Consider the following 19,302-nt stretch of genomic DNA (forward strand, 5'->3'; position numbering starts at 1 on the left):
TGCAGACGCAAAAGCCCCTATTTCGTGCCGAAATTGGGGGCTTTTGCGTCTGCTCGGCAGGCTTCGATGCGGGCCGGGACGTGCTTGTGCCACGGTGTACCCGCATAGGGGTCACGCCACTTGGTGGACGTCAGCGCATTGGGCGCGACCCCGGGGACGACGGTCCGGCCGTCCTCGCCGACGTAGTCCAGCCCGAAACCGTTGGGCAGCGAGGCATGCCCGGCCAGCATGGTCTCGGTGATCTCGACGGTCGCTTCGGCGCTGCCCGCCGCGGTGGTGATCCGCGCCCGGCCGCCATCGGAAAGCCCAAGCGCCACAGCGTCCTCGACGCTGACCCGCAACGCACCGTCCGCATCGCGCTTGCGCCAGGACGGGTCGCGGAAGATGTCGTTGGCGGTATAGGCGCGCCGCTCCCCCACCGACAGCACGATCGGCAGCTCATCGGTGGTCAGTCGCGCCGGTGCCCCAGCCAATCGTGTTATCTCGTCCAGCATTTCGGGGATCTCCAGCGCGATCTTGCGGTCGGAATGGTTGATCAGCGCGAAGTCGTCCTCGTAGTTGTGCACGGTGAATGTCAGCCCGGACGGGCTACCGATGATCGCGTCGAACAGCGCGTTGCCGTCGGCATGCCCGGCGCGGCGCACGGCATCGGGATAGGTCATCGCCGTCTTCTGCGCCTGACCCCACAGCGCGGCCGCCCCGGCCAGCCCGGGAGGCAGCGTCGGCCCGAGCGTCTCGTAGAGCACGTAGGGCAGCACCCGGGCCAGTGTCGGATTGCCCGCCACCGCGCCGAAGAACGCCTGCGCGTACGCCTCCCGGCTCACCGCGGCGGCCTCGCGCAGGGGCCGCAGATCGGCGTCGGACACCACACCCAGCGCCCGCACCAGCCGCGACCAGATCTCCGGTTCGGGCAGCGTCCCGGGCAGCGGGTCGAGCAGCGGGTGCCGCAATTGCATTGCGTTGTGCGGGAATTCGAGGTTGAAGAAGGTGGCTTCGCACTTCTCGAATTGCGACGCCGCGGGCAGCACGTAGTGCGCCAGTCGCGCGGTCTCGGTCATCGCGACGTCGATGACGACCATCAACTCCAGCGACCGGAACGCCTCCCGGCACGCGGTCGAGTCGGCCAGCGAGTGTGCCGGGTTGCTGCTCTCCACGATCATCGCGCGGAACCGGTCGGGGTGGTCGGTGAGGATCTCCTCGGGTATCACGTTGCTGGGCACCAGCCCGGCGATGATCGGGGCGCCGGTGACCGGCGTGCGTCCGGAGACCGTGCTGAACAACGGCGCGAACGACGAATGCAGGTGCTGGCCACCTCTTTTCGCGAAGTTCCCGGTCAGGATCCACAGAAGCTTGTTCAGGTACGAGCACACCGTGCTGTTGGGCCCCTGTTGCACGCCGAGATCCTCGAACACCGACACACTCGAGGCACTGCCGATCCGCCGGGCCGCCGCGCGCAGCAACTCCTCGTCCACCCCGCACCGCTGCGCGTATTCGCCGACCGGCACGTCGCGCAGCACCGCACGTACCGCGTCCACGCCGTGCACGTGCTGGTCCAGAAATGTTTCGTCGCACAGGTTTTCCTGCACCAGGATGCCGGCCAGCGCCGCCAGGCACCACGCGTCGGAACCGGGCCGGACCCGCAGGTGGAAGTCGGCCATCTTGGCGGTGTCGGTGACGACGGGATCGATCACCACCATCGATCGGTCCGGGTCCTTGGCGATCTCGTTGAGCACCACCCGCGCCCGCGGGAAGCTCTGCGACATCCACGGGTTCTTGCCGACGAACACCGACACCTCGGCGTGCTCGAACTCGCCGCGGGTGTGACCGCCGTAGAGCTTCGCATCCACCCAGGCCTCGCCGGTCTTCTCCTGCGCCAACGCATTCGAGCGGTACTTCGCGCCAAGGGCTTTCAGGAAGGCGCCGCTGTAGGCGCCGCCGAGGTGGTTGCCCTGTCCGCCGCCGCCATAGTAGAAGATCTTGTCGCCCCCGTAGGCGTCCCGGATGTGCTTGAAACCCTCGGCGATCTCGACAATCGCGGTGTCCCAGTCGATTTCCTCGTACGTGCCGTCGGGTCGACGGCGCAGCGGTGAGGTCAACCGGCCTCGGCCGTTCTGATAATGGTCCAACCGCAACGCCTTGTTGCAGGTGTAACCCTGCGAAGCGGGATGCGCTTTGTCGCCACGGATCCGGGCCAGTTTGCGGCCTTCGGTCTGCACCACGATGCCGCAGTTGCACTCGCACAGGATGCAGGCGGTGGGCTGCCAATCATTCATCGCGTCGAGTCCCTTCGGGCAGTGCTGCCAGCAGCAGGTCGCGGAGCTGGCGGTGGACCAGGTCGAGTGGTTTCAGGTCGCGCTGGGCGCGGGCCAGCAGCAGCGCGCCCTGCAGCGCGGACGTCGCCAGCACCGCGAGGTCACGGGCACGCTCGGCATCGATGCCGTCGGCCACGAAGCGCTGCGCGATCAGATCGGACCACCGGTCGAAGACCGCGGCGGCGCGCTGCACCACGGGGGCCATCCGCTCACGGTCTTCGGCCTCCCCCGCCTCCACCGAGACGGCCGCGATCGGGCAGCCGGCGCGGAAGTCGGTGTCCAGCAGCTGCCGGCGGTACTTGTCGGCGAGCGCGTCCAGCAGATCCAGGCTGGTACCGGCACGGTCGATGAACGCGGCCACGTGCTCTCCGGCGAAGTCGACGGCCTCGCACAACAGCTGGGTACGTCCGCCGGGAAAGTAGTGGTACGCCGACCCACGCGGGGCTCCGCTGTGCGCGAGCACGTCGGCGATCGCGGTGGCCTTCGCCCCGCGCTCCCGGATCAGCAGGGCCGCCGACACCACCATCCGCTCGCGGGGACTCGCCATATGTATGATGTTATACATAACAGCGGGCCAAGCAAAAGCCCTCCCGGTCCGGCGGCCGGATGATCGCCCCCAACGTCCGGCGCCCGAAAGATCTTCGGTCAGGCCGACCTTGCACGTCCGCTGCGGCGAAAGAGATGCCGGCGTCCCTGAGGTGCATGCAGGGTACGTCCGAACGCCACCCGCAACGTGACCCATCCCATCCACATCAGCCCGGCCAAAGCGCGCGGCGACAGCAGCAGGAAGGTACTGCGGGTACCCGGGAGCTCTAGGGGCTCGTCGTTGAATCGAGCCGAAACCCATTGCAACGCCATGGGCGTGGAGATCGGATGCAGTACCGCGTGTTCGCTGAGCTTGTCACGGACGTAGGTCACCTGCGCGCCGTGCTGTCGATAGTTGTCCACCAGCGCGTCGATATGACGCACACTGATGATCGGGTCGTGGACCGCCTGCACAATCAACAGGGGCATCGCCGGCGGCTGCCTGCCGAGACTGAGGTCGTCGATCACCTCGACCACCTCTGGCATAGCGAAGATCTCGTCCACCGGCCGGTCCATGTAGCGGCCGAAGTCGCGGAAGCTGTACCGGAGCAACGCCCCGAACAACGTCGCGTGTTGCAGGCGGGCCAGCACTTCCTGGCCGCGCGCATTCACGTGCTTGCGCACGATGCGTTGCAGGTCTGGATACTCACGCACCAGCGAAGCCAGCACCAATGCCGGCTCGCCGGCGAACAGCGACCCGTTGAGATCGTGGAACACCTCTCCGGGATTGGCGACGGGTGAACCCAACACTGCCCCAACCACATTGAGCTCGGGTGCATAGCTCTGCCACAGCTCGGCCGCCCAACTCGTGGCCAGCCCGCCACCGGAGTATCCCCAGAGTGCCACCGGCGCCGAATGCCCGATCCCCGCCGGTTCGAAGCTCTTGGCGGCGCGGACACCGTCGAGGACGCAATAACCGGGCTCCCGCGGCACTCCCCAACTTCCGCGGGCACCTTCGTGATCGGGCACCAGCACCGTCCAGCCCATGCTCACCGCACACGCGATCAATAGATATTCGAAGGGCGCGCAGCCACCGAATGTCTTTGCGCCCCTGCGCAACACGTACGACGGGAAGGCACTGGAAGGCATGGCGTCGATCGCACACTGATACGACAGAACCGGACTCGACGGGTCCCCTTGGGCGCCACGTGGCCGGATGACGGTGGTCAGCGTGGTCTGGGCGGCTCCGTTGAAGTCCGTTGTGCGGTAGAGCAATTGATAAGCGCGTACCGCCTGGGGGACGACACCCAGAAACGCCACCTGGACTTCGCGAGTGCGCAACACCGTTCCCGGAGCGCAGGTTTGAAAACCTTCGGGCGGCACACAGAACGCGTCGTCACAGGGATGCACGGGTCGACCGGAGTCGACTTCGTGGGGAACGCGGTCGGTTGCGGCGGCGAGGGCTTCCGAACTTGTCATCCGGCTGCGGGCTTGACGATGGTGCCGTAATTGAGTGGGGAGTGGGAGTAGGTCGGGATGAGCGGCCACTGTCGCTTCCAGGATGAGCATTGCGAGGACGGGATGACCTGCACCCAGCGCGGATCCCGCGGCGAAAACGACGCCATCGTCTTCTCTTTGACCATCGAGTCGTATTGATCGAGGGTGTCTTCCAGGGTGTTGGCGTTGAGCACCACCTCGCGGCCGTAGAACGCGGCTTGCTGTTTGATGCCGGGGATTGTCGAGAGTTCCGGTTGCCAGTTGTCGGGTGCCATCCCGTTTTCGGAGCAAACCCACACTCCGTCGGGGGTGTTGACACACAGCGAGTGGTTGCCGTCGGTATGTCCGGGCGTCCACAGCAGGCTCACGCCAACGCCGAGTTCCACGTCACCGTCGAAGATTTCGAGCCGCTCAGCGGGCACTCCGGACATCCCCCGTTCGACGTACCAGGCCCATTGCATGGGATGCAGCGCCTCGAACGTGGCGAGTTCTTTGCGGTGCACCAGGAGCTTGGCGTTGGGGAAGACGGGATCGCGCGGCGCGGTCTCGCCCTCGATGGGTTCGGAGCTGCCCATGATCATGCGCACGTCCTGGACGTGGAGGTGGTCGAAGCTGACGTAGTCCACGTCTTCGTTGGAAAGCCCGAGGCTCGGCAGCACGCTGTCGGGGTCATTGAAGTACTTGGTGAAGAATCGGCCGGCGTGCAGGGTGTCGCCGAACTTGCGGATCTTGTTGTAGAACGGCGCCTCTGCCGAACCCGCGGCGACCGTGGGCTCCCAGACCAGAGTCTTCAACTTGCCGTCGAATCCCTCGAATTGGATCACCATCATCCGGTTGATGATCGTGATGAACGGGTTGAGATTCACCGAGTAGCCCTGGAACGCAAACCGCGCCGGATACGGGGCGGCGACGATGTCGACGCTCTTGATCGCCTTGACCTGTCCTTGCGACCGAAAGCGTTCGTGGTAGCGCTTCGCGGCGTCGCGCACCGCCTCGAGCCGGTCGCCACGGGGCCACACGTCGTGCACCCCGTCGAATTCGGGGATCGGACGCACTGTGGCGGGCTGGGTGGTCGTCATGAATGGTCTCCTGTGTCGACGGATTCGCGTGTGGTGTGGGATTCGTAGTTGTGGCGCACGGTCGAGCCTTTGGTCGCCGCTACCTGATCGGGCACCATGCGCCGTAATGCGCTGTCGCGCAGGCGCTGTGGCAACAGGTCGACGATCCGGGTGAGCGGACCGATGTGCCGCGGGACGGTGACTTCGAAACGGGGCCGTCGGATGGTGTGAACGACCGTCCGCGCGACATCGGCGGGGCTCAGCAGCTTGGCGGCACCGGTCGCGGTGCCCACGGCCAAGTCGGTCTCCACCACGCCCGGCATGATGATCGACAGTTGAACTCCGGTGCCGCGCAACTCTTCCCGCACGCCGACCAGATACCCGCGCACCGCGTGCTTGGTCGCCGCATACGTCGACTCGCCCGGCGGTGAGAGCCGTGCTGCGGCCGACGCGATGGTGACGATGTGCCCCCGACCGCGGGTCCGCATCACCGGAGCCGCGAGCCGCACACCGCGGATCACGCCGTGCAGGTTGACGTCGATCATACGTCGGGTATGCGATTCGGGTTCCTGGTCGAAGGGGCCCACCCACATCACACCGGCGTTGCACACCAGCACATCAATTGGGCCCCAAAGCTTTTCGGTCGCGGCAAGAAACTCGCCGAACGACTCGGTGTCGGTGACGTCGAGATCGAAGCCTTCGACTGTGCCGGACAGCTCAACGGCAGTACTTCGCGCGGCCTCGCCGTCACGATCGCCGATGGCCACGCGCGCCCCGGCGGCGGCGAGCTGCCGCGCGATCTCTCGCCCGATGCCGCGCGCGCCTCCGGTTACCGCTACGACCTGACCCGCGATGGGTGATTTCGTTACCGCCATACCGCCCCCTTTCTGACATGACCGCATGTCAGAAGTATGCTCTCAGTGTGCCACAGGACGACAGCCATGGACAACGGTGATGGCCAAGAAGACCGACACCCCAGCGGCGGGGCGCATGTACCACGGGCTGCTTCCACAAGAACGCGCACGTCAGCGCCGTGCCGCGCTGCTGACGGCGGCACTGCAGATATTCGCCGAACAGGGCTATGCGAGCAGTTCGGTGAAGCAGATCTGCGGCGCGGCCGGTCTGACCGAGCGATATTTTTACGAGTCGTTCACCGACCGCGAAAGCTGCCTTGCCACGCTCTACTCACAACTGGTTGACCAGATGCGGGCGGCGACGCTGGCCGCCATCGAATCCGCCGGTGCCGACGTCGATGCCCAGACGCGGGACGGTCTGCACGCTTTCGTGGGCTATTTGACCGATGATCCGCGGCGCGCGCGGGTCGTACTGGTCGAGGTGGTCGGCGTCTCACCGGCCATGGAGGAACGGCGCCACGGCGTCCTGCGCGAGTTCGCCGACATCGTCGCCAGCACCTGGGCCGCCGCCCGCGCCGAACCACTGACCCAGATGCAGCAGTCGACGGCTGTGGCACTGGTCGGCGGGGTGAACCACCTTCTTGTCGACTGGCTGATGACGGGCAGCGTGCAACTTCCCGACGACCTCGCCGAGGTCTGCGCCACCCTGTTCAGCGCGGCGCGGGAACGGCTCGACTCTGCGTGAACTCGCAGCGCGTCAGAGCTGCCAGTCCGAGGCGCCGTCGGGCTTGTTATAAATGCCGACGGAGTTCTTCACGACCACCGGATCACCGCTACCGAAGTTGTCGAAGAACCATTTGGCGTTGGTCGGGCTGAGATTGATGCAGCCGTGGCTGACATTGCGTCTGCCCTGGTCACCGACCGACCACGGTGCGCTGTGCACGAAGTTGCCGCTGTTGTCGATCCGCACGGCATCGGACACGGTCACTTTGTAGCCGTTGGCGGAGTTCACCGGCACCCCGTAGGTCGACGAGTCCATCACCACCGTCGGCATCTTCTCCAGCACGTAGTACGTGCCGTTCGGAGTCTGGTGACCTCCGGATGCCATGCCCATCGACATCGGGAAGGTCTGCACCACGGTCCCGTTGCGGGTGATGGTCATCTGGTGGGTGGCGTCGTCTGCGGTGGCCACCAGCGCGTCGCCGGTGCGGAAGCTCGACTTGGTGCCGGCCGCGTCGATGTTCACCGCGGTATTCGGCGGCCAGAACGACAGCGGACGCCACCGCAGCTGCGACGGCGTCATCCAGTAGAACTTGCCGGGCACCGGCGGGATCGACGAGATGTGCACGGCACGTTCGGCCATCGCCTGATCGGCGATCGGGACGGCGAAGTTGATGATGATCGGCTTGGCCACCCCCACCATCGCGCCGTTGACGGGGTTGAACGTCGGCGGCCGGAACGGCGGCTCACCCACGAACGGCGTGTTGTCCTGGCCTGCGGGGGCAGGTCCGTCGGCAACGGGTACCGCGGCAGGCGCGCCCGGGACCGGAGCCAGCGGGTCCGGAAAAGGCGGCAGAGCCACCGGTTCCGGTGCCGGCGGCTCGGCAGGTGCGACGACGACCGGCCCGGGATCGCCGGGTGCCTCGTCCGGGTCCGCAGCGGCTGGACCACTGCCCAGCATCAGCACGGCGACCACTCCGAATGCGTTGAGAGCGGTGACGAGACGTCCCCTCGTCCAGCGCGACATATCATTCCCTCCGGTCAAATCTTCCGCCCCAGTGTGGCACAGCAGAGCCACCGAATAGCCATTCGGCGAACCTTCAGGGACCGTTACCAAACCCAGTTCAGGTCGCTGACCTGCAACATCAGTCGTTCTGTGAGCTTGCCGTACCTAGGTCCTCAGCAGCGGTCGCAGCGGGGACCTCGATCGCCCGTCCGATGGCCGCCATCGCGACCAGTGCGACGCCCGTCAGCGCGGCCGACACCGTCAGCATCATCGCCACACTGTGTTCCAGCAGCAGGCCCCCCGCCAGCGACCCGGCCATAATGCCCACCTGGAACGCCGTCACGTACAGGCCGGAGGCGCCGTCGGGGTCGTCGGCCCCGGCCCGCATGGCGGCGGCCTGCAGCATCGGCGACACCGCGGTGGCCATCGCACCCCACAGCACGATCGCCGCGGTACCCACGATCAGCGCCGTCAACGCGGAGTCGTGCCAGCGGTAGGCCAACACGCTCAACAGCGCCAGAGCCGTCGTCAGCCCGGCGATGCAGAACAGGACGGCACCGCGGGGGCGACGGTCCAGCGGCCGGGCCACCAACGCGACCGCCAGCACGCCGGCGATGCCGTAGGCGGCCAGCAGCCAAACCTGATTCGGTCCGCGCACCCCGACGACCTGCGACAGGATCCGCACGATGTAGGTGTAGGAGACGAAATGGCCGGTGACGCCGATCATGGTGACGAGGCTGACCAGGATCAGTCCCCTATTTCGGTGATGCCGCGCCCGCCGGCCCACGAATTGCAGCTGATCGGCCGTCAACGTCATTTCGGGCAGTACCACACGGGCCGCCACGGTGATCAGCGCCGCGGCGACGGTGACGCAGTCGGCCGCCACCCGCCAGCCCCACATCAGGCTCAGCCCAGCGGTCAGCGGGCTGCCGACCACCAGCGCCAGGCTGGTTCCGATGTAGATCGACATGGTCGCGCGTCCGGCGTGGCTGGACGGCACCAGGCGGGTGGCGATCGGTGCGATCACCGACCACAGCAACCCGTGCGTGACCGCGCAGAGCACCCGGCCGGCGGCCAGCACGGCGAAGTTCGGTGCCACCGCCGAGATGAGCTGGGAGACGGTCAGGCACGCGAGGCTGAGCAGCAACGTCGAACGACGGGGCCAGTGCGCGGTCCAGCGCACCAGCGGGACCGTGGTGAGCGCGGCGACCAGGGCATACCAGGACAGCAGCGTGCCCACCCAGAACACGCTGACGTGCATGTCCCGCGAGATCGCCGACAGGGCGCCGACCGGCAGCAGTTCGGCGGTGACGTAGATGAAGGCCGCGGCGGCCAACACTGACAGTTGAACCGCGATCCGTGGCGTCCACGTTCGCGCGGCAGCGGCGGCTTGAGCAGTCATGGTGTGAGGCGCGACGTCACCGGAGCTCTCCGGCGCGATCGCGCACTCTTACCGTACGCACCGCACGGCTCAGGAACGAACGAGGCGCGCTATCGCCGCGGAGGCTTCGGCCAGCTTGCCGTCGGAGTCGGGGCCGCCGTCGGCCACGGCGCGGGTGACGCAGTGACTCAGGTGCTCGTCGAGCAGGTTCAGCGCCACCGACTTCAAAGCGCTGTTGACCGCGCTGATCTGGGTGAGGACGTCGATGCAGTATTTGTCCTCGTCGATCATCCGCGCGATGCCACGCACCTGCCCTTCGATGCGGCGCAACCGCTTGGCGTAGTTGTCCTTCTCTTGCGCGTATCCGTGTGGCGCGCTCATCACCCCTCCAAACGAATACCGTTAGATACCCCGCTAGGGTATCAGACCGGGCGGTTAATCGATTTTGGTGCGCTCGCGGCGCACCGCATACTTGCTCCCATGGCCCTTCCCACTGACCAGATCGACATCAAGCCCCGCAGCCGCGACGTCACCGACGGTCTGGAGAAGGCCGCCGCCCGTGGCATGTTGCGCGCGGTAGGCATGGGCGACGAGGACTTCGCCAAGGCGCAGATCGGGGTGGCGTCGTCCTGGAACGAGATCACCCCGTGCAACCTCTCGCTGGACCGCCTGGCCAAGGCGGTGAAGGAGGGCGTCTTCCAGGCCGGCGGCTACCCGCTGGAATTCGGCACCATCTCGGTCTCCGACGGCATCTCCATGGGTCACGAAGGGATGCACTTCTCGCTGGTGTCGCGGGAGGTGATCGCCGACAGCGTCGAGACCGTGATGCAGGCCGAGCGACTGGACGGCTCGGTGCTGCTGGCCGGCTGCGACAAGTCGCTGCCCGGGATGCTGATGGCCGCGGCGCGCCTGGACCTGGCCTCGGTATTCCTCTACGCCGGCTCGATCCTGCCGGGGGTGGCCAAGCTGTCGGACGGCAGCGAGCGCGAGGTCACCATCATCGACGCGTTCGAGGCGGTCGGGGCCTGTTCGCGCGGGTTGATGAGCCGCGCCGACGTCGACGCCATCGAACGCGCCATCTGCCCCGGCGAGGGCGCGTGCGGCGGCATGTACACCGCCAACACCATGGCCAGCGCCGCCGAGGCGCTGGGCATGTCGCTGCCGGGCAGCGCGGCGCCGCCGGCCACCGACCGCCGCCGCGACGGGTTCGCCCGCCGCAGCGGTCAGGCCGTCGTCGAACTGCTGCGCCACGGCATCACCGCCCGCGACATCCTGACCCGGGAAGCGTTCGAGAACGCGATCGCCGTGGTGATGGCCTTCGGTGGCTCCACCAACGCGGTGCTGCACCTGCTGGCCATCGCCTATGAGGCCGAGGTCGAGCTGACGCTGGACGACTTCAGCCGGATCGGCTCGAAGGTGCCGCACCTGGCCGACGTCAAGCCGTTCGGGCGGCACGTGATGTCGCATGTCGACCACATCGGCGGCGTGCCTGTGATGATGAAAGCCCTGTTGGACGCCGGTCTTCTGCACGGGGACTGCCTGACCGTGACGGGCCGGACGGTGGCCGAGAACCTGGCCGACATCGCCCCGCCCGACCCGGACGGCAAGGTGCTGCGCGCGCTGAGCAACCCGATCCACCCCACCGGCGGCATCACCATCCTGCGCGGGTCGCTGGCGCCCGAAGGTGCGGTGGTCAAGTCCGCGGGCTTCGACTCCGACGTGTTCGAAGGCACCGCAAGGGTTTTCGACGGGGAGCGGGCCGCCCTGGACGCGCTGGAGGACGGCACCATCACCAACGGTGACGCGGTGGTGATCCGCTACGAGGGCCCCAAGGGTGGTCCCGGCATGCGCGAGATGCTCGCGATCACCGGCGCCATCAAGGGCGCCGGACTGGGCAAGGATGTGCTGCTGCTGACCGACGGACGGTTCTCCGGCGGGACGACGGGGTTGTGCGTCGGACACATCGCGCCGGAGGCCGTCGACGCCGGTCCCATCGCGTTCCTGCGTGACGGCGACCGGATCCGGCTCGACGTGGCCAACCAGACGCTGGACGTGCTGGCCGACGACGACGAGTTCGCCGCGCGCCAGCAGGACTTCACGCCCCCGGCGCCGCGCTACAAGACCGGTGTGCTGGCCAAGTACGTGAAGCTGGTCGGCTCGGCCGCGACGGGTGCGGTCTGCGGCTAGCCGGTCAGTGGCTGATGTAGACCGCTTTGGTGTTGAAATAGGCTTCGATGCCCTTGCGGCCGCGTTCGCCGCCCCAACCCGACTGCTTGTGGCCGCAGATCGGCATCGACGGATCGGCCCCCAACGCGCAGTTCACCCAAACCTGGCCCGCGCGAAGCTCATTCGCCACGCGGTGAGCACGGCCGAGGTTCTCGGTCCAGATGGCGCCGGCCAGCCCGTACTCCGTGTCGTTGGCGGCGGCCAGTGCCTCTTCCTCCTCGTCGAAGGGGATGACACAACCGACCGGCCCGAAGATCTCCTCGCGGATGAGCCGCATGTCGGGCGTGGTGTTGGTGATGATCGTCGCCTCGTAGAAGTAGCCGCGTCGGTCCATCGGCTTGCCGCCGAGGATCACCTCCGCACCGCGCGTGACGCCCTCCTGCACGATGCCGTGCACGCGCTGGCGCTGCTTCTCACTGATCAGCGGCCCCAGGACTGACCCGGGGTCGTCACTGCCGCCCATCGGCAGCATCTTGGCGAAGTCGGCCAGACCCTCCACGACCCGGTCGTAGATGCCGCGCTGGACGTAGATGCGCGAGGTGCACGAGCAGTTCTGCCCGGACCCCGCCAGCAGGCCCAGACCCGCGTTCATGATCGCCTTGTCCAGGTTGGCGTCGTCGAACATGATCAGCGGTGACTTGCCGCCGAGTTCGAGGGTGAGGCGCTTGAGGTTGCCCGCGGCCGCCTTGACGATCAGCCGTCCCACTTCCGTCGACCCGGTGAACGCGATCTTGTCGACGTCGGGATGCGCGGCCAGAGCCGCGCCGGCGGTCTCGCCGTAGCCGGTGATGACATTGAAGACGCCGTCGGGCAGTCCCGCCTCGCGGAAGATCTCCTCCAGCTTCAGCGCGGTGAGCGGTGTCTCCTCGGCAGGCTTGAGCACGCAGCTGCACCCCGCGGCCAGCGCGGGTGCGGCCTTGAGCATCGCAACGAAGAACGGCCCGTTCCACGGGATGATCAGGCCCGCGACGCCGACCGGTTCGAGCTGGGTGAAGTTGTGGAAGTTCTCGTAATGGCCCAGCAGGCCGTCGGATACGACGTTGCTCGACTCGCCGTGGATCTTGCCGACCCAGCCGGCGTAGTAGAGCAGCATGTCCATCGACACCTTGATGATCTGCTGCGCGGCCACCGGGTTCATCCCGTTGTCCTTGGACTCCAGGTCGGCGAGTTCGTCGGTGCGTTGCTTGACGATCTCCGCGGCCCGGAACAGCACCTCGGCGCGGCGGGCGGCGGGCAGCTTGCGCCAGACCCCCGACTCGAACGTCTCCCGCGCCCGCGCCACCGCCGCGTCGACAACCGCCTGGTCGGAATCGACGACCTCGAAGATCTGTTCCTCGGTGGACGGGTTGAACACCGGAATCATCCCGGAGCTGCGGCTTTCGACCGCCGGGTCCATGTCTATGGCGTTACTCAATGTCCTGTTGTCCCCTCGTTGGGCAGCGGCCGGTTGCCCGCGAGGTTACGCGCTTAACCGAAGGGAGTCCAGCGTCTGTGCCTAGGTGGACTCGCGCACGATCAGCGTCGCGATGCCCGGTGCCGGCGGAGGTGATTCGTCGGGAAAGTTCAGTTGCTGCAGCACCGCCCGCAAAGCCACTTCGGCGATCGCCGTCCGGTCGAAGGCCACCGTGGTCAGGGCCGGCACGCTGAACGGGGACAGGGCGGTGGCGTCGACACCGATCACGGCCAGATCCTCGGGGCAACGCAGTCCCGCGCGTCGCACGCCGTCGAGCACCACGAAGGCCACCTCGTCACTTTGTGCGCAGACCGCGGTGACGCCGCGGGCGTGCCAGTCGCGTACCACGTCGGCGCTGTTGTTCGGCATCAGTTCGCCCACCACGACGTCAGGCAGCCGATGCCCGTGTGCCGCGCGCCGGATGCCGTCGATCCAGTAGTCACCGAGCGCCCGCCACCGAACCTCACCGGTGTAGGCGAACGCGAGGTTGCGGTGACCCCGCGAGACGAGATGGTCGACGCGCAGCTGTCCGATCGAATACTGCGGATCGCCGAGCCCGGGCAGGGTGTGGAAACAGATGTAGGGAATGGTCGCGGCCCGCACGGCATCGGATGCCTTGCGGCTCAACGGAAACAGGCTCGTCACTGCGATCGGCTGCAACTGGTTGATCGCGTCGGCGACGGTGTCGTCCTGCTCGGTCTCGAAGAGCTGCACCTGCATGATTCCCCGCCGGGTCAACTCCGTGGTCATGTGAGTTCCGACCTGCATGGGCATCTCGCCGCCGGCGAGCCGCGGCACGATGTACAACACCACGCCGCTGCGACCGCGGGCGAGATTGCGCGCCGCCAGGTTCGGCCGGTAGCCCAGTTCGGCGGCCGCGTCACGTACTGCGGCGCGTGTCTGCGCCGAAATCATCCGTCCGGCAGAGTTGTTGAGCACGTAGCTGACCGTCGCGGTCGAGACGTTGGCCAGCCGCGCCACATCGGCCGTCGTCGGCCTACTCCTGCCGTTCAAGCCCATCGGCGAAGCCCCTCGCGACGACATTCGATGACCGGTTCAATGTACGTCTCAACGCACCAGCGCCAGCGCGAAACCGTCCCAGCCCTTCCCGCCGACGGTCTGCAGCACCGCGGTGTCCAGCCGCGGGTGCTCCCCCATCATCTGCAGCGTGCCGCGGGTCGCGGCGACCCGGCCGCCGTCGGATTCGGTCAGGATCCGGCCGCTGCGGATCACGTTGTCCACCACGATCACCGTGCCCGGGCGCCCCAACTTGATCGCCCATTCCAGGTAGGCGGCATTGTTTTCCTTGTCCGCGTCGATGAACACCAGGTCGAACGGACCGCCGGTCACGGTCGGCAAGGTGTCCAGCGCCGCACCGGTCACGACCTGCACCCGATCGCCGAGCCCGGCCCGCTCCAGGTTGGACCGGGCCACCTGCGCGCGCTGCGGATCGTATTCGAGGGTGACCACCCGACCCTGCGGTCCGGCACCGCGGGCCAGCCAGATGGTGCTGTACCCGCCCAGCGTGCCGAGTTCGAGAATGCGGTGCGCCTGCATGGCCGAAGCCAGCAGACACAGGAACTTGCCCTGCTGCGCCGACACCGCGATGTGCGGCAGCCCGGCGTCGTCGCTGGCCTCGACGGCCGCGGCCAACGCCGGATCAAGGCCGATCAGCGTGCTGTCCAAGAACGCATCGACGGCTTGCGGGGTTGCATCTGCGGGCATAGACCAACGCTAGCCACTTTGCGGTCTTTCACAATTTTATTGACAATTTCGGGCCGCGGGACGACGTTGAAATATCCGCTGAACTTGCGTTGACCGGAGGTGTCCGGGCGATGACCGCAATTGCACCGATCGAAGCACTGCCGTTCCTCGACGGCATCGTCTACGGCGAAGGACCCCGGTGGCGCGACGGCCGACTGTGGTTCACCGACGGGCCGGCGGGGCGGGTGTACTCGGCGGGTCCCGGTGGCGAACTCGTCGTCGAGGCCGAGGTCGAGAAGCCGTCCGGGCTCGGCTGGCTGCCTGACGGAACCCTCGTGGTCTCTGCCCTCGGAGCTCCGACGATGTACTTCGTCGATCCGCAGGGAAACCTGACCACCACCCACGATCTGAGCCATCTCGCCTAATCCACGAACGATCTGCTGGTCACCCCCGACGGCCGCATCTACGTCGACCTGTACCAGCTCAACCCGAACGGCGTGGCCGGCAACATCGGTCTGGTCGGCTCCGACGGAACGGTCCGGGTAGTCGCCGAACGACTCGCGCTGCCCAACGGCATGGCGTTGCTGCCCGACGGGACCACGCTCGTCGTCAGTGACACCAAGGGCGCCCGGATCCTCACCTTCCCCATCCATCCGGACGGAAGCCTCGGCCCGCCAGACGTTTTCGCCGATCTGGGTCCGCGGCGTCACCCCGACGGGCTCTGCGTCGACGTCGAAGGAGGGGTGTGGGTCGGTTGCTACGACACCGCCGAGTTTCTGCGGGTGGTGCAGGGCGGAACCGTCACCCACCGTATCGGGGTCGACGCATGGGCGGTCGCACCCGCCCTGGGCGGGGAGGACGGACGCACGCTCTACCTGGTGGTCGACCGGACGACCCACGAGGGCTTCCTGGGCGGCGACTCCACCGGGTGGGTCAGACAGGCCAGGGTCGACGTCCCGGCCGCCGGATCGCCGTGACCCCTTTACCGGGTACCCCTATGGGGTATATAGTGGAGTCGGAGGCAACACCTCCGACTATTCCCAACAGATGAAGGTGATACCAATGGCAACTCACGAAGCTGACACCGTGTTGACCTGCGGCCACGAAGGCTGCGGCTGCCGCGTTCGCGTCGAGGTCCCCTGTCACTGCTCCGGAGCCACCGAGCCGTACCGCTGCACCTGCGGGGAGGCACTGGTCCCGGTCCAGTAGGGCGGGCAGGTCGTGCGTTCGGCGGCCCTTCAGCTTCCGAACGTACGCCCGGCCAACTCGATCTCCGCGGTCAATTTCAGATCCGTCGCCGAGGCTGCGACGGCAACCGTGTGCCGGCCGGGCCTGATCCGCCACTGGCCGTCGCGGTACCGGGCCAGCAGCCGCGGTTCGGCTTCGATGTGCACCTGGCGCGACTCGCCGGGCTCGAGTTCGATCCGCTCGAAACCCAGCAGCCGGCAGCACTTTCCGTCCGGAGCGCCGATCAGGTACAGCTGCGCCACCTCGGCTCCGGCCCGCTCGCCGGTGTTGACAACGGTGCAGGTGGCCGTCACCGCGTCCGGTCCGGACACGGTCAGGTCGCGGTAGTCGAAGGTGGTGTAGGACAGGCCATGTCCGAACGCGAACATGGGCTCCTGCCCGGTGGCCGCGAACCATCGATAGCCGACCTCGGCGCCCTCGGAGTAGTCAATGGTGCTCGGCGTCCCCAGGTCCGGCCGGGGCGTCTGACCCAGGTCGGCCGGGAAGGTCACCGGTAGCCGCCCCGACGGGTTCACCTGTCCGGCAAGTACTTCCGCGATGGCCCGGCCGCCCTGCTGACCGGGATACCAGGCCTGCACGATGGCGTCTACCGAATCACGCCACGGCATCGTCACCGGATTGCCGGTCTCGAGCACCACCACCGTGTTCGGGTTGGCGGCCGCCACGGCCGCGATCAACGCGTCCTGGCCCCACGGCAACGACAGGTCCGCACCGTCGGATCCCTCGCCTTCGGCACGGATCGCGAACACGATCGCGATGTCGGCGCGCCGCGCCACCGGGACCGCCTCGGCGGGGTTGATGCCGGGATCGAAGTCGAACTGTGCTTGCGGCAGGAGCTTTCGCAGTTCTTCGAGCGGGCTCGACGGCAACAGATACAACTGGCGCATGCCTGCTTCCAAACCCGTCCCGCCGATCGGGACCACACCCGCGTAGCCGCCGGGCGGCAGCACGGTGCTGGATCCGTACCCGGCCGGCACGCCCAGATGCGCATGACCGCCGATGACGGCGATCGGGGACGCGGACGGCAAAGGCAACACGCCCCGGTTCTGCAGCAGCACGATGCCCTGACGGGCGATGTCGGCGGCAATGTCGTTGTGTGCGTTCATGTCCGGGGTGGGCACCGACTCCCGGCGGTCCACCCCGACCGCGAACACGGAGCGCAGGATGCGTCGCACCATGTCCGACAACCGCTCGCGGGGCAGCCGTCCGTCGGCAACGGCGGCGCGCAGTGGCTCGCCGAACGTCTCGGCCTGCCACAGCAATGCGTCGATCTGCGCGCCGCATTCCTGGTCGAGCCCGCCCAGTGCGCACTCCCAGCTCGGCGTCCCGCCCCAGTCCGACATCACCCAGCCGCGGAATCCCCACGCACCCTTGAGCACGTCGTTCAGCAGCACGTCGTTGGCCGCGCAGTACGTGCCGTTGACCTTGTTGTAGGCGGCCATCACCGCACCGGGCCGGCCGCGCTCGATCGCGATCTCGAACGCAAGCAGGTCGGACTCGCGGTGCGCGTCGGGGTCGATCAGCGCGTCCAGCCAGTGCCGGTTGGTCTCGTTGCAGTTCAGCGAGAAGTGCTTCACGGTCGAGATGACGCCCTGCGCTTGGATGCCGACGACCTGCTCGCCGGCCATGACCGCGGTCAAAAACGGGTCCTCGGAGAAGTATTCGAAATTTCGGCCGTTGCGCGGGTCGCGGGCCAGGTTCATCGCGCCGGCCAGCTGGACGTTGAACCCGCGGGCCCGTGCTTCCGCGCCGATCACCGAGCCCGCGGCGCGGGCCAGCCCCGGGTTGAAACTCGCCGCCAGCGCCAGGCCGGCCGGGAGGGCGGTGGCGGTGTCGCCCGGGCGGAATCCGGGATTCGTGACGCCGAGCCCGGCATCGCTCATCAGCAACGCCGGCACGCCCAGCCGGTCGATACCGGGCACGTAGCCGGCGCTCATCGGGACGTCGGGCGGAATGCGCTCGTCGCGCAGCGGCCACATGTCCCCGGCGCCCATCACGCCGACCAGCAGGGCGAAACGCTCGTCGTCGGTGAGCTGCGCCTCGACCTCGCGGGCGCGCACGTCCGGATCGGTCACGACACACCCTCTTTCGCGTACACGACCCTGAGCACGTAGCCGACTTCGGGACCCATCACCAACTCCGTCAACTCACACATCGTGGCCACGAACTCCGGTCCGTGCGCAGGTGCCACCTGGCACAGGTGGTGTGCAACCTCGTGCAGCACCACCAACTCCCGCATCGCCCAGTCGGCGGTATCCCGATCCGGAACGGCGACAGTGCCTGCGCCGTCGCGGTTTTCGTAGTGCGCCGCGGTGGCCGCACGGCGCGCGCGCACCCGCAGCGGTGACACGTCCGGCCACTGGCCACGGACCGCCGGCAGCGCGAGCACGTCGTCGACGTAGCGCTGCACCGACGCCACCGACGCGAACCGTCCCTCCGGCGGCAGCGTCAACTGCGTGCCGAAGAACTCCACGCTGGACGACCCGTGCTCGGCGGCACGGTCGAACATGGTGCGGACGAAGACCTCGGCCGCATAGACCTTGGCGCGCTGGGAATCCCGCGTCACCGGCCCAGTGCGGTCCGCGCACCCGGCAACTCCGGGCTGTTACCCAGCCGCGCCCGCCGACCGGCCCGGTCACCCGCGCGCCGGGCCGCCGAGGAGTACCCGGCGGTGGCCCGGCTGGCCTGCCAGGTGCCGCGCGCCTGCGACGTGCTGCGGTAGTGGTCGCGCAGCTCGACTTCCTTGTCCCGCAACGCAATCGCCGTTCCAGGGGCGCGGGCACGGTCCTTGCTCACCTCCTGGCGGGCCTGTTCGCGGGCCTCGAGCAGCCGCTGACCGACCCGCACCCCGAACGCGAGCTGGAAGTTCAGCCGCGCGGTGATGGTGGGTGTCGGTCGGTGCGCGCCGGATGCCAGGTAGGCGTCCGAGGCGCGAACCATCTGGACCACCAGGCTGGCGTACAACGCGTGCGCGGCGTCGATGTCCTCGGCGAACCCGTAGGCGTAGAGGAACGTGGAGTTGGACGCGATGTCACAACGCACGTCGTTGGCCGAGGCGATCAGCACGAAAAGTTGCACATAGGTGCGCAATCCGCGGGTGCCCGCGGTGCCGATGGTGATGGTGCGCTGGGTGGGGGCCTGGGCTGCAGAGCGGTTAGCCGAATGGGAACGCGCCACCGCCAGGTCGATGGACGCCGCCGTCGCCAGCCGCTGCGCGGCGCTCAGGAACGCATCGGATTCGTGCGGGTTGTCGGTGCCTTCAGCCTGACGCAGCAGTGCCGCGATACGGGACAGCATCTTGTCGTCGGTCATGGGAGT

Annotated in this window: 19 protein-coding genes; 5 read left to right on the forward strand and 14 right to left on the reverse strand. The window is 67.7% G+C overall.

Annotation, left to right across the window (positions count from 1 at the left end; genetic code table 11):
- Positions 1–17: 17 nt before the first annotated feature.
- The 5 genes from AC5Y46_RS14915 to AC5Y46_RS14935 all read right to left on the reverse strand — a co-directional run bounded on the left by AC5Y46_RS14915 (position 18) and on the right by AC5Y46_RS14935 (position 6,267).
- Positions 18–2,273 carry a molybdopterin-dependent oxidoreductase gene (locus AC5Y46_RS14915; protein ID WP_499991982.1) on the reverse strand — a complete coding sequence of 752 codons (2,256 nt, stop codon included), beginning with the start codon at positions 2,271–2,273 and terminating at the stop codon, positions 18–20.
- On the reverse strand, positions 2,266–2,859 hold the full coding sequence (locus tag AC5Y46_RS14920; RefSeq protein WP_499991985.1) for an LmrA/YxaF family transcription factor: 594 nt from the start codon (positions 2,857–2,859) through the stop codon (positions 2,266–2,268). The genes AC5Y46_RS14915 and AC5Y46_RS14920 overlap by 8 nt, the downstream gene beginning before the upstream one ends.
- A 98-nt stretch (positions 2,860–2,957) precedes the next feature.
- Complete coding sequence (locus AC5Y46_RS14925; RefSeq protein WP_499991987.1) at positions 2,958–4,316, reverse strand: lipase family protein; 1,359 nt, start codon at positions 4,314–4,316, stop codon at positions 2,958–2,960.
- On the reverse strand, positions 4,313–5,413 hold the full coding sequence (locus AC5Y46_RS14930) for an MBL fold metallo-hydrolase (RefSeq protein WP_499991988.1): 1,101 nt from the start codon (positions 5,411–5,413) through the stop codon (positions 4,313–4,315). The genes AC5Y46_RS14925 and AC5Y46_RS14930 overlap by 4 nt, the downstream gene beginning before the upstream one ends.
- Positions 5,410–6,267: an SDR family oxidoreductase gene (locus tag AC5Y46_RS14935; RefSeq protein WP_499991990.1), complete on the reverse strand. Its 858-nt coding sequence runs from the start codon at positions 6,265–6,267 to the stop codon at positions 5,410–5,412. The genes AC5Y46_RS14930 and AC5Y46_RS14935 overlap by 4 nt, the downstream gene beginning before the upstream one ends.
- A 79-nt stretch (positions 6,268–6,346) precedes the next feature.
- Here AC5Y46_RS14935 and AC5Y46_RS14940 point away from each other — a divergent pair, with 79 nt between their 5' ends.
- A complete protein-coding gene (locus tag AC5Y46_RS14940; RefSeq protein WP_499991991.1) occupies positions 6,347–6,991 on the forward strand; it encodes a TetR/AcrR family transcriptional regulator in 645 nt (214 codons plus the stop codon).
- Between the two features lie 12 nt (positions 6,992–7,003).
- Here the strand turns inward: AC5Y46_RS14940 and AC5Y46_RS14945 are convergent, their stop codons facing one another.
- The 3 genes from AC5Y46_RS14945 to ricR all read right to left on the reverse strand — a co-directional run bounded on the left by AC5Y46_RS14945 (position 7,004) and on the right by ricR (position 9,734).
- Positions 7,004–7,993, reverse strand: a complete 990-nt coding sequence (locus AC5Y46_RS14945; protein ID WP_499944070.1) for a L,D-transpeptidase — start codon at positions 7,991–7,993, stop codon at positions 7,004–7,006.
- A gap of 118 nt (positions 7,994–8,111) precedes the next feature.
- Complete coding sequence (locus AC5Y46_RS14950; RefSeq protein ID WP_499991994.1) at positions 8,112–9,374, reverse strand: MFS transporter; 1,263 nt, start codon at positions 9,372–9,374, stop codon at positions 8,112–8,114.
- Positions 9,375–9,443: 69 nt separating this feature from the next.
- On the reverse strand, positions 9,444–9,734 hold the full coding sequence (ricR, locus tag AC5Y46_RS14955; protein ID WP_499944072.1) for a copper-sensing transcriptional repressor RicR: 291 nt from the start codon (positions 9,732–9,734) through the stop codon (positions 9,444–9,446).
- 99 nt (positions 9,735–9,833) lie between these two features.
- Here ricR and ilvD point away from each other — a divergent pair, with 99 nt between their 5' ends.
- Positions 9,834–11,540, forward strand: coding sequence for a dihydroxy-acid dehydratase (ilvD, locus tag AC5Y46_RS14960; RefSeq protein WP_499944073.1), 1,707 nt, complete (start codon positions 9,834–9,836; stop codon positions 11,538–11,540).
- 4 nt (positions 11,541–11,544) lie between these two features.
- Here the strand turns inward: ilvD and AC5Y46_RS14965 are convergent, their stop codons facing one another.
- The 3 genes from AC5Y46_RS14965 to AC5Y46_RS14975 form a co-directional block, all read right to left on the reverse strand.
- Positions 11,545–12,975: an aldehyde dehydrogenase family protein gene (locus AC5Y46_RS14965; protein WP_499991996.1), complete on the reverse strand. Its 1,431-nt coding sequence runs from the start codon at positions 12,973–12,975 to the stop codon at positions 11,545–11,547.
- Between the two features lie 99 nt (positions 12,976–13,074).
- A complete protein-coding gene (locus AC5Y46_RS14970) occupies positions 13,075–14,052 on the reverse strand; it encodes a LacI family DNA-binding transcriptional regulator (protein ID WP_499991998.1) in 978 nt (325 codons plus the stop codon).
- 48 nt (positions 14,053–14,100) lie between these two features.
- Positions 14,101–14,757, reverse strand: a complete 657-nt coding sequence (locus AC5Y46_RS14975; RefSeq protein WP_499944079.1) for an O-methyltransferase — start codon at positions 14,755–14,757, stop codon at positions 14,101–14,103.
- Positions 14,758–14,867: 110 nt separating this feature from the next.
- Here AC5Y46_RS14975 and AC5Y46_RS14980 point away from each other — a divergent pair, with 110 nt between their 5' ends.
- The 3 genes from AC5Y46_RS14980 (at position 14,868) to mymT (ending at position 15,945) form a co-directional block, all read left to right on the forward strand.
- A complete protein-coding gene (locus AC5Y46_RS14980; protein WP_499992001.1) occupies positions 14,868–15,161 on the forward strand; it encodes a hypothetical protein in 294 nt (97 codons plus the stop codon).
- Between the two features lie 15 nt (positions 15,162–15,176).
- Positions 15,177–15,713 carry an SMP-30/gluconolactonase/LRE family protein gene (locus AC5Y46_RS14985; RefSeq protein ID WP_499992067.1) on the forward strand — a complete coding sequence of 179 codons (537 nt, stop codon included), beginning with the start codon at positions 15,177–15,179 and terminating at the stop codon, positions 15,711–15,713.
- Between the two features lie 76 nt (positions 15,714–15,789).
- On the forward strand, positions 15,790–15,945 hold the full coding sequence (gene mymT, locus AC5Y46_RS14990) for a copper-binding metallothionein MymT (RefSeq protein ID WP_499992068.1): 156 nt from the start codon (positions 15,790–15,792) through the stop codon (positions 15,943–15,945).
- A 29-nt stretch (positions 15,946–15,974) separates the two neighbouring features.
- On the opposite strand, the gene AC5Y46_RS14995 is transcribed toward mymT, so the two are convergent.
- Genes AC5Y46_RS14995 through AC5Y46_RS15005 form a run of 3 tightly spaced genes read right to left on the reverse strand, consistent with a single transcriptional unit; the run spans position 15,975 to position 19,296 of the window.
- Entirely contained in the window at positions 15,975–18,059 is a 2,085-nt protein-coding gene (locus AC5Y46_RS14995) for a glycoside hydrolase family 3 C-terminal domain-containing protein (RefSeq protein ID WP_499992002.1), read from the reverse strand.
- Positions 18,056–18,550, reverse strand: coding sequence for a TIGR04338 family metallohydrolase (locus AC5Y46_RS15000; RefSeq protein WP_499992004.1), 495 nt, complete (start codon positions 18,548–18,550; stop codon positions 18,056–18,058). The genes AC5Y46_RS14995 and AC5Y46_RS15000 overlap by 4 nt, the downstream gene beginning before the upstream one ends.
- Complete coding sequence (locus tag AC5Y46_RS15005) at positions 18,547–19,296, reverse strand: DUF2786 domain-containing protein (RefSeq protein ID WP_499944082.1); 750 nt, start codon at positions 19,294–19,296, stop codon at positions 18,547–18,549. The genes AC5Y46_RS15000 and AC5Y46_RS15005 overlap by 4 nt, the downstream gene beginning before the upstream one ends.
- Positions 19,297–19,302: the final 6 nt, after the last annotated feature.

The organism is Mycobacterium sp. NGS59, assembly GCF_059812345.1.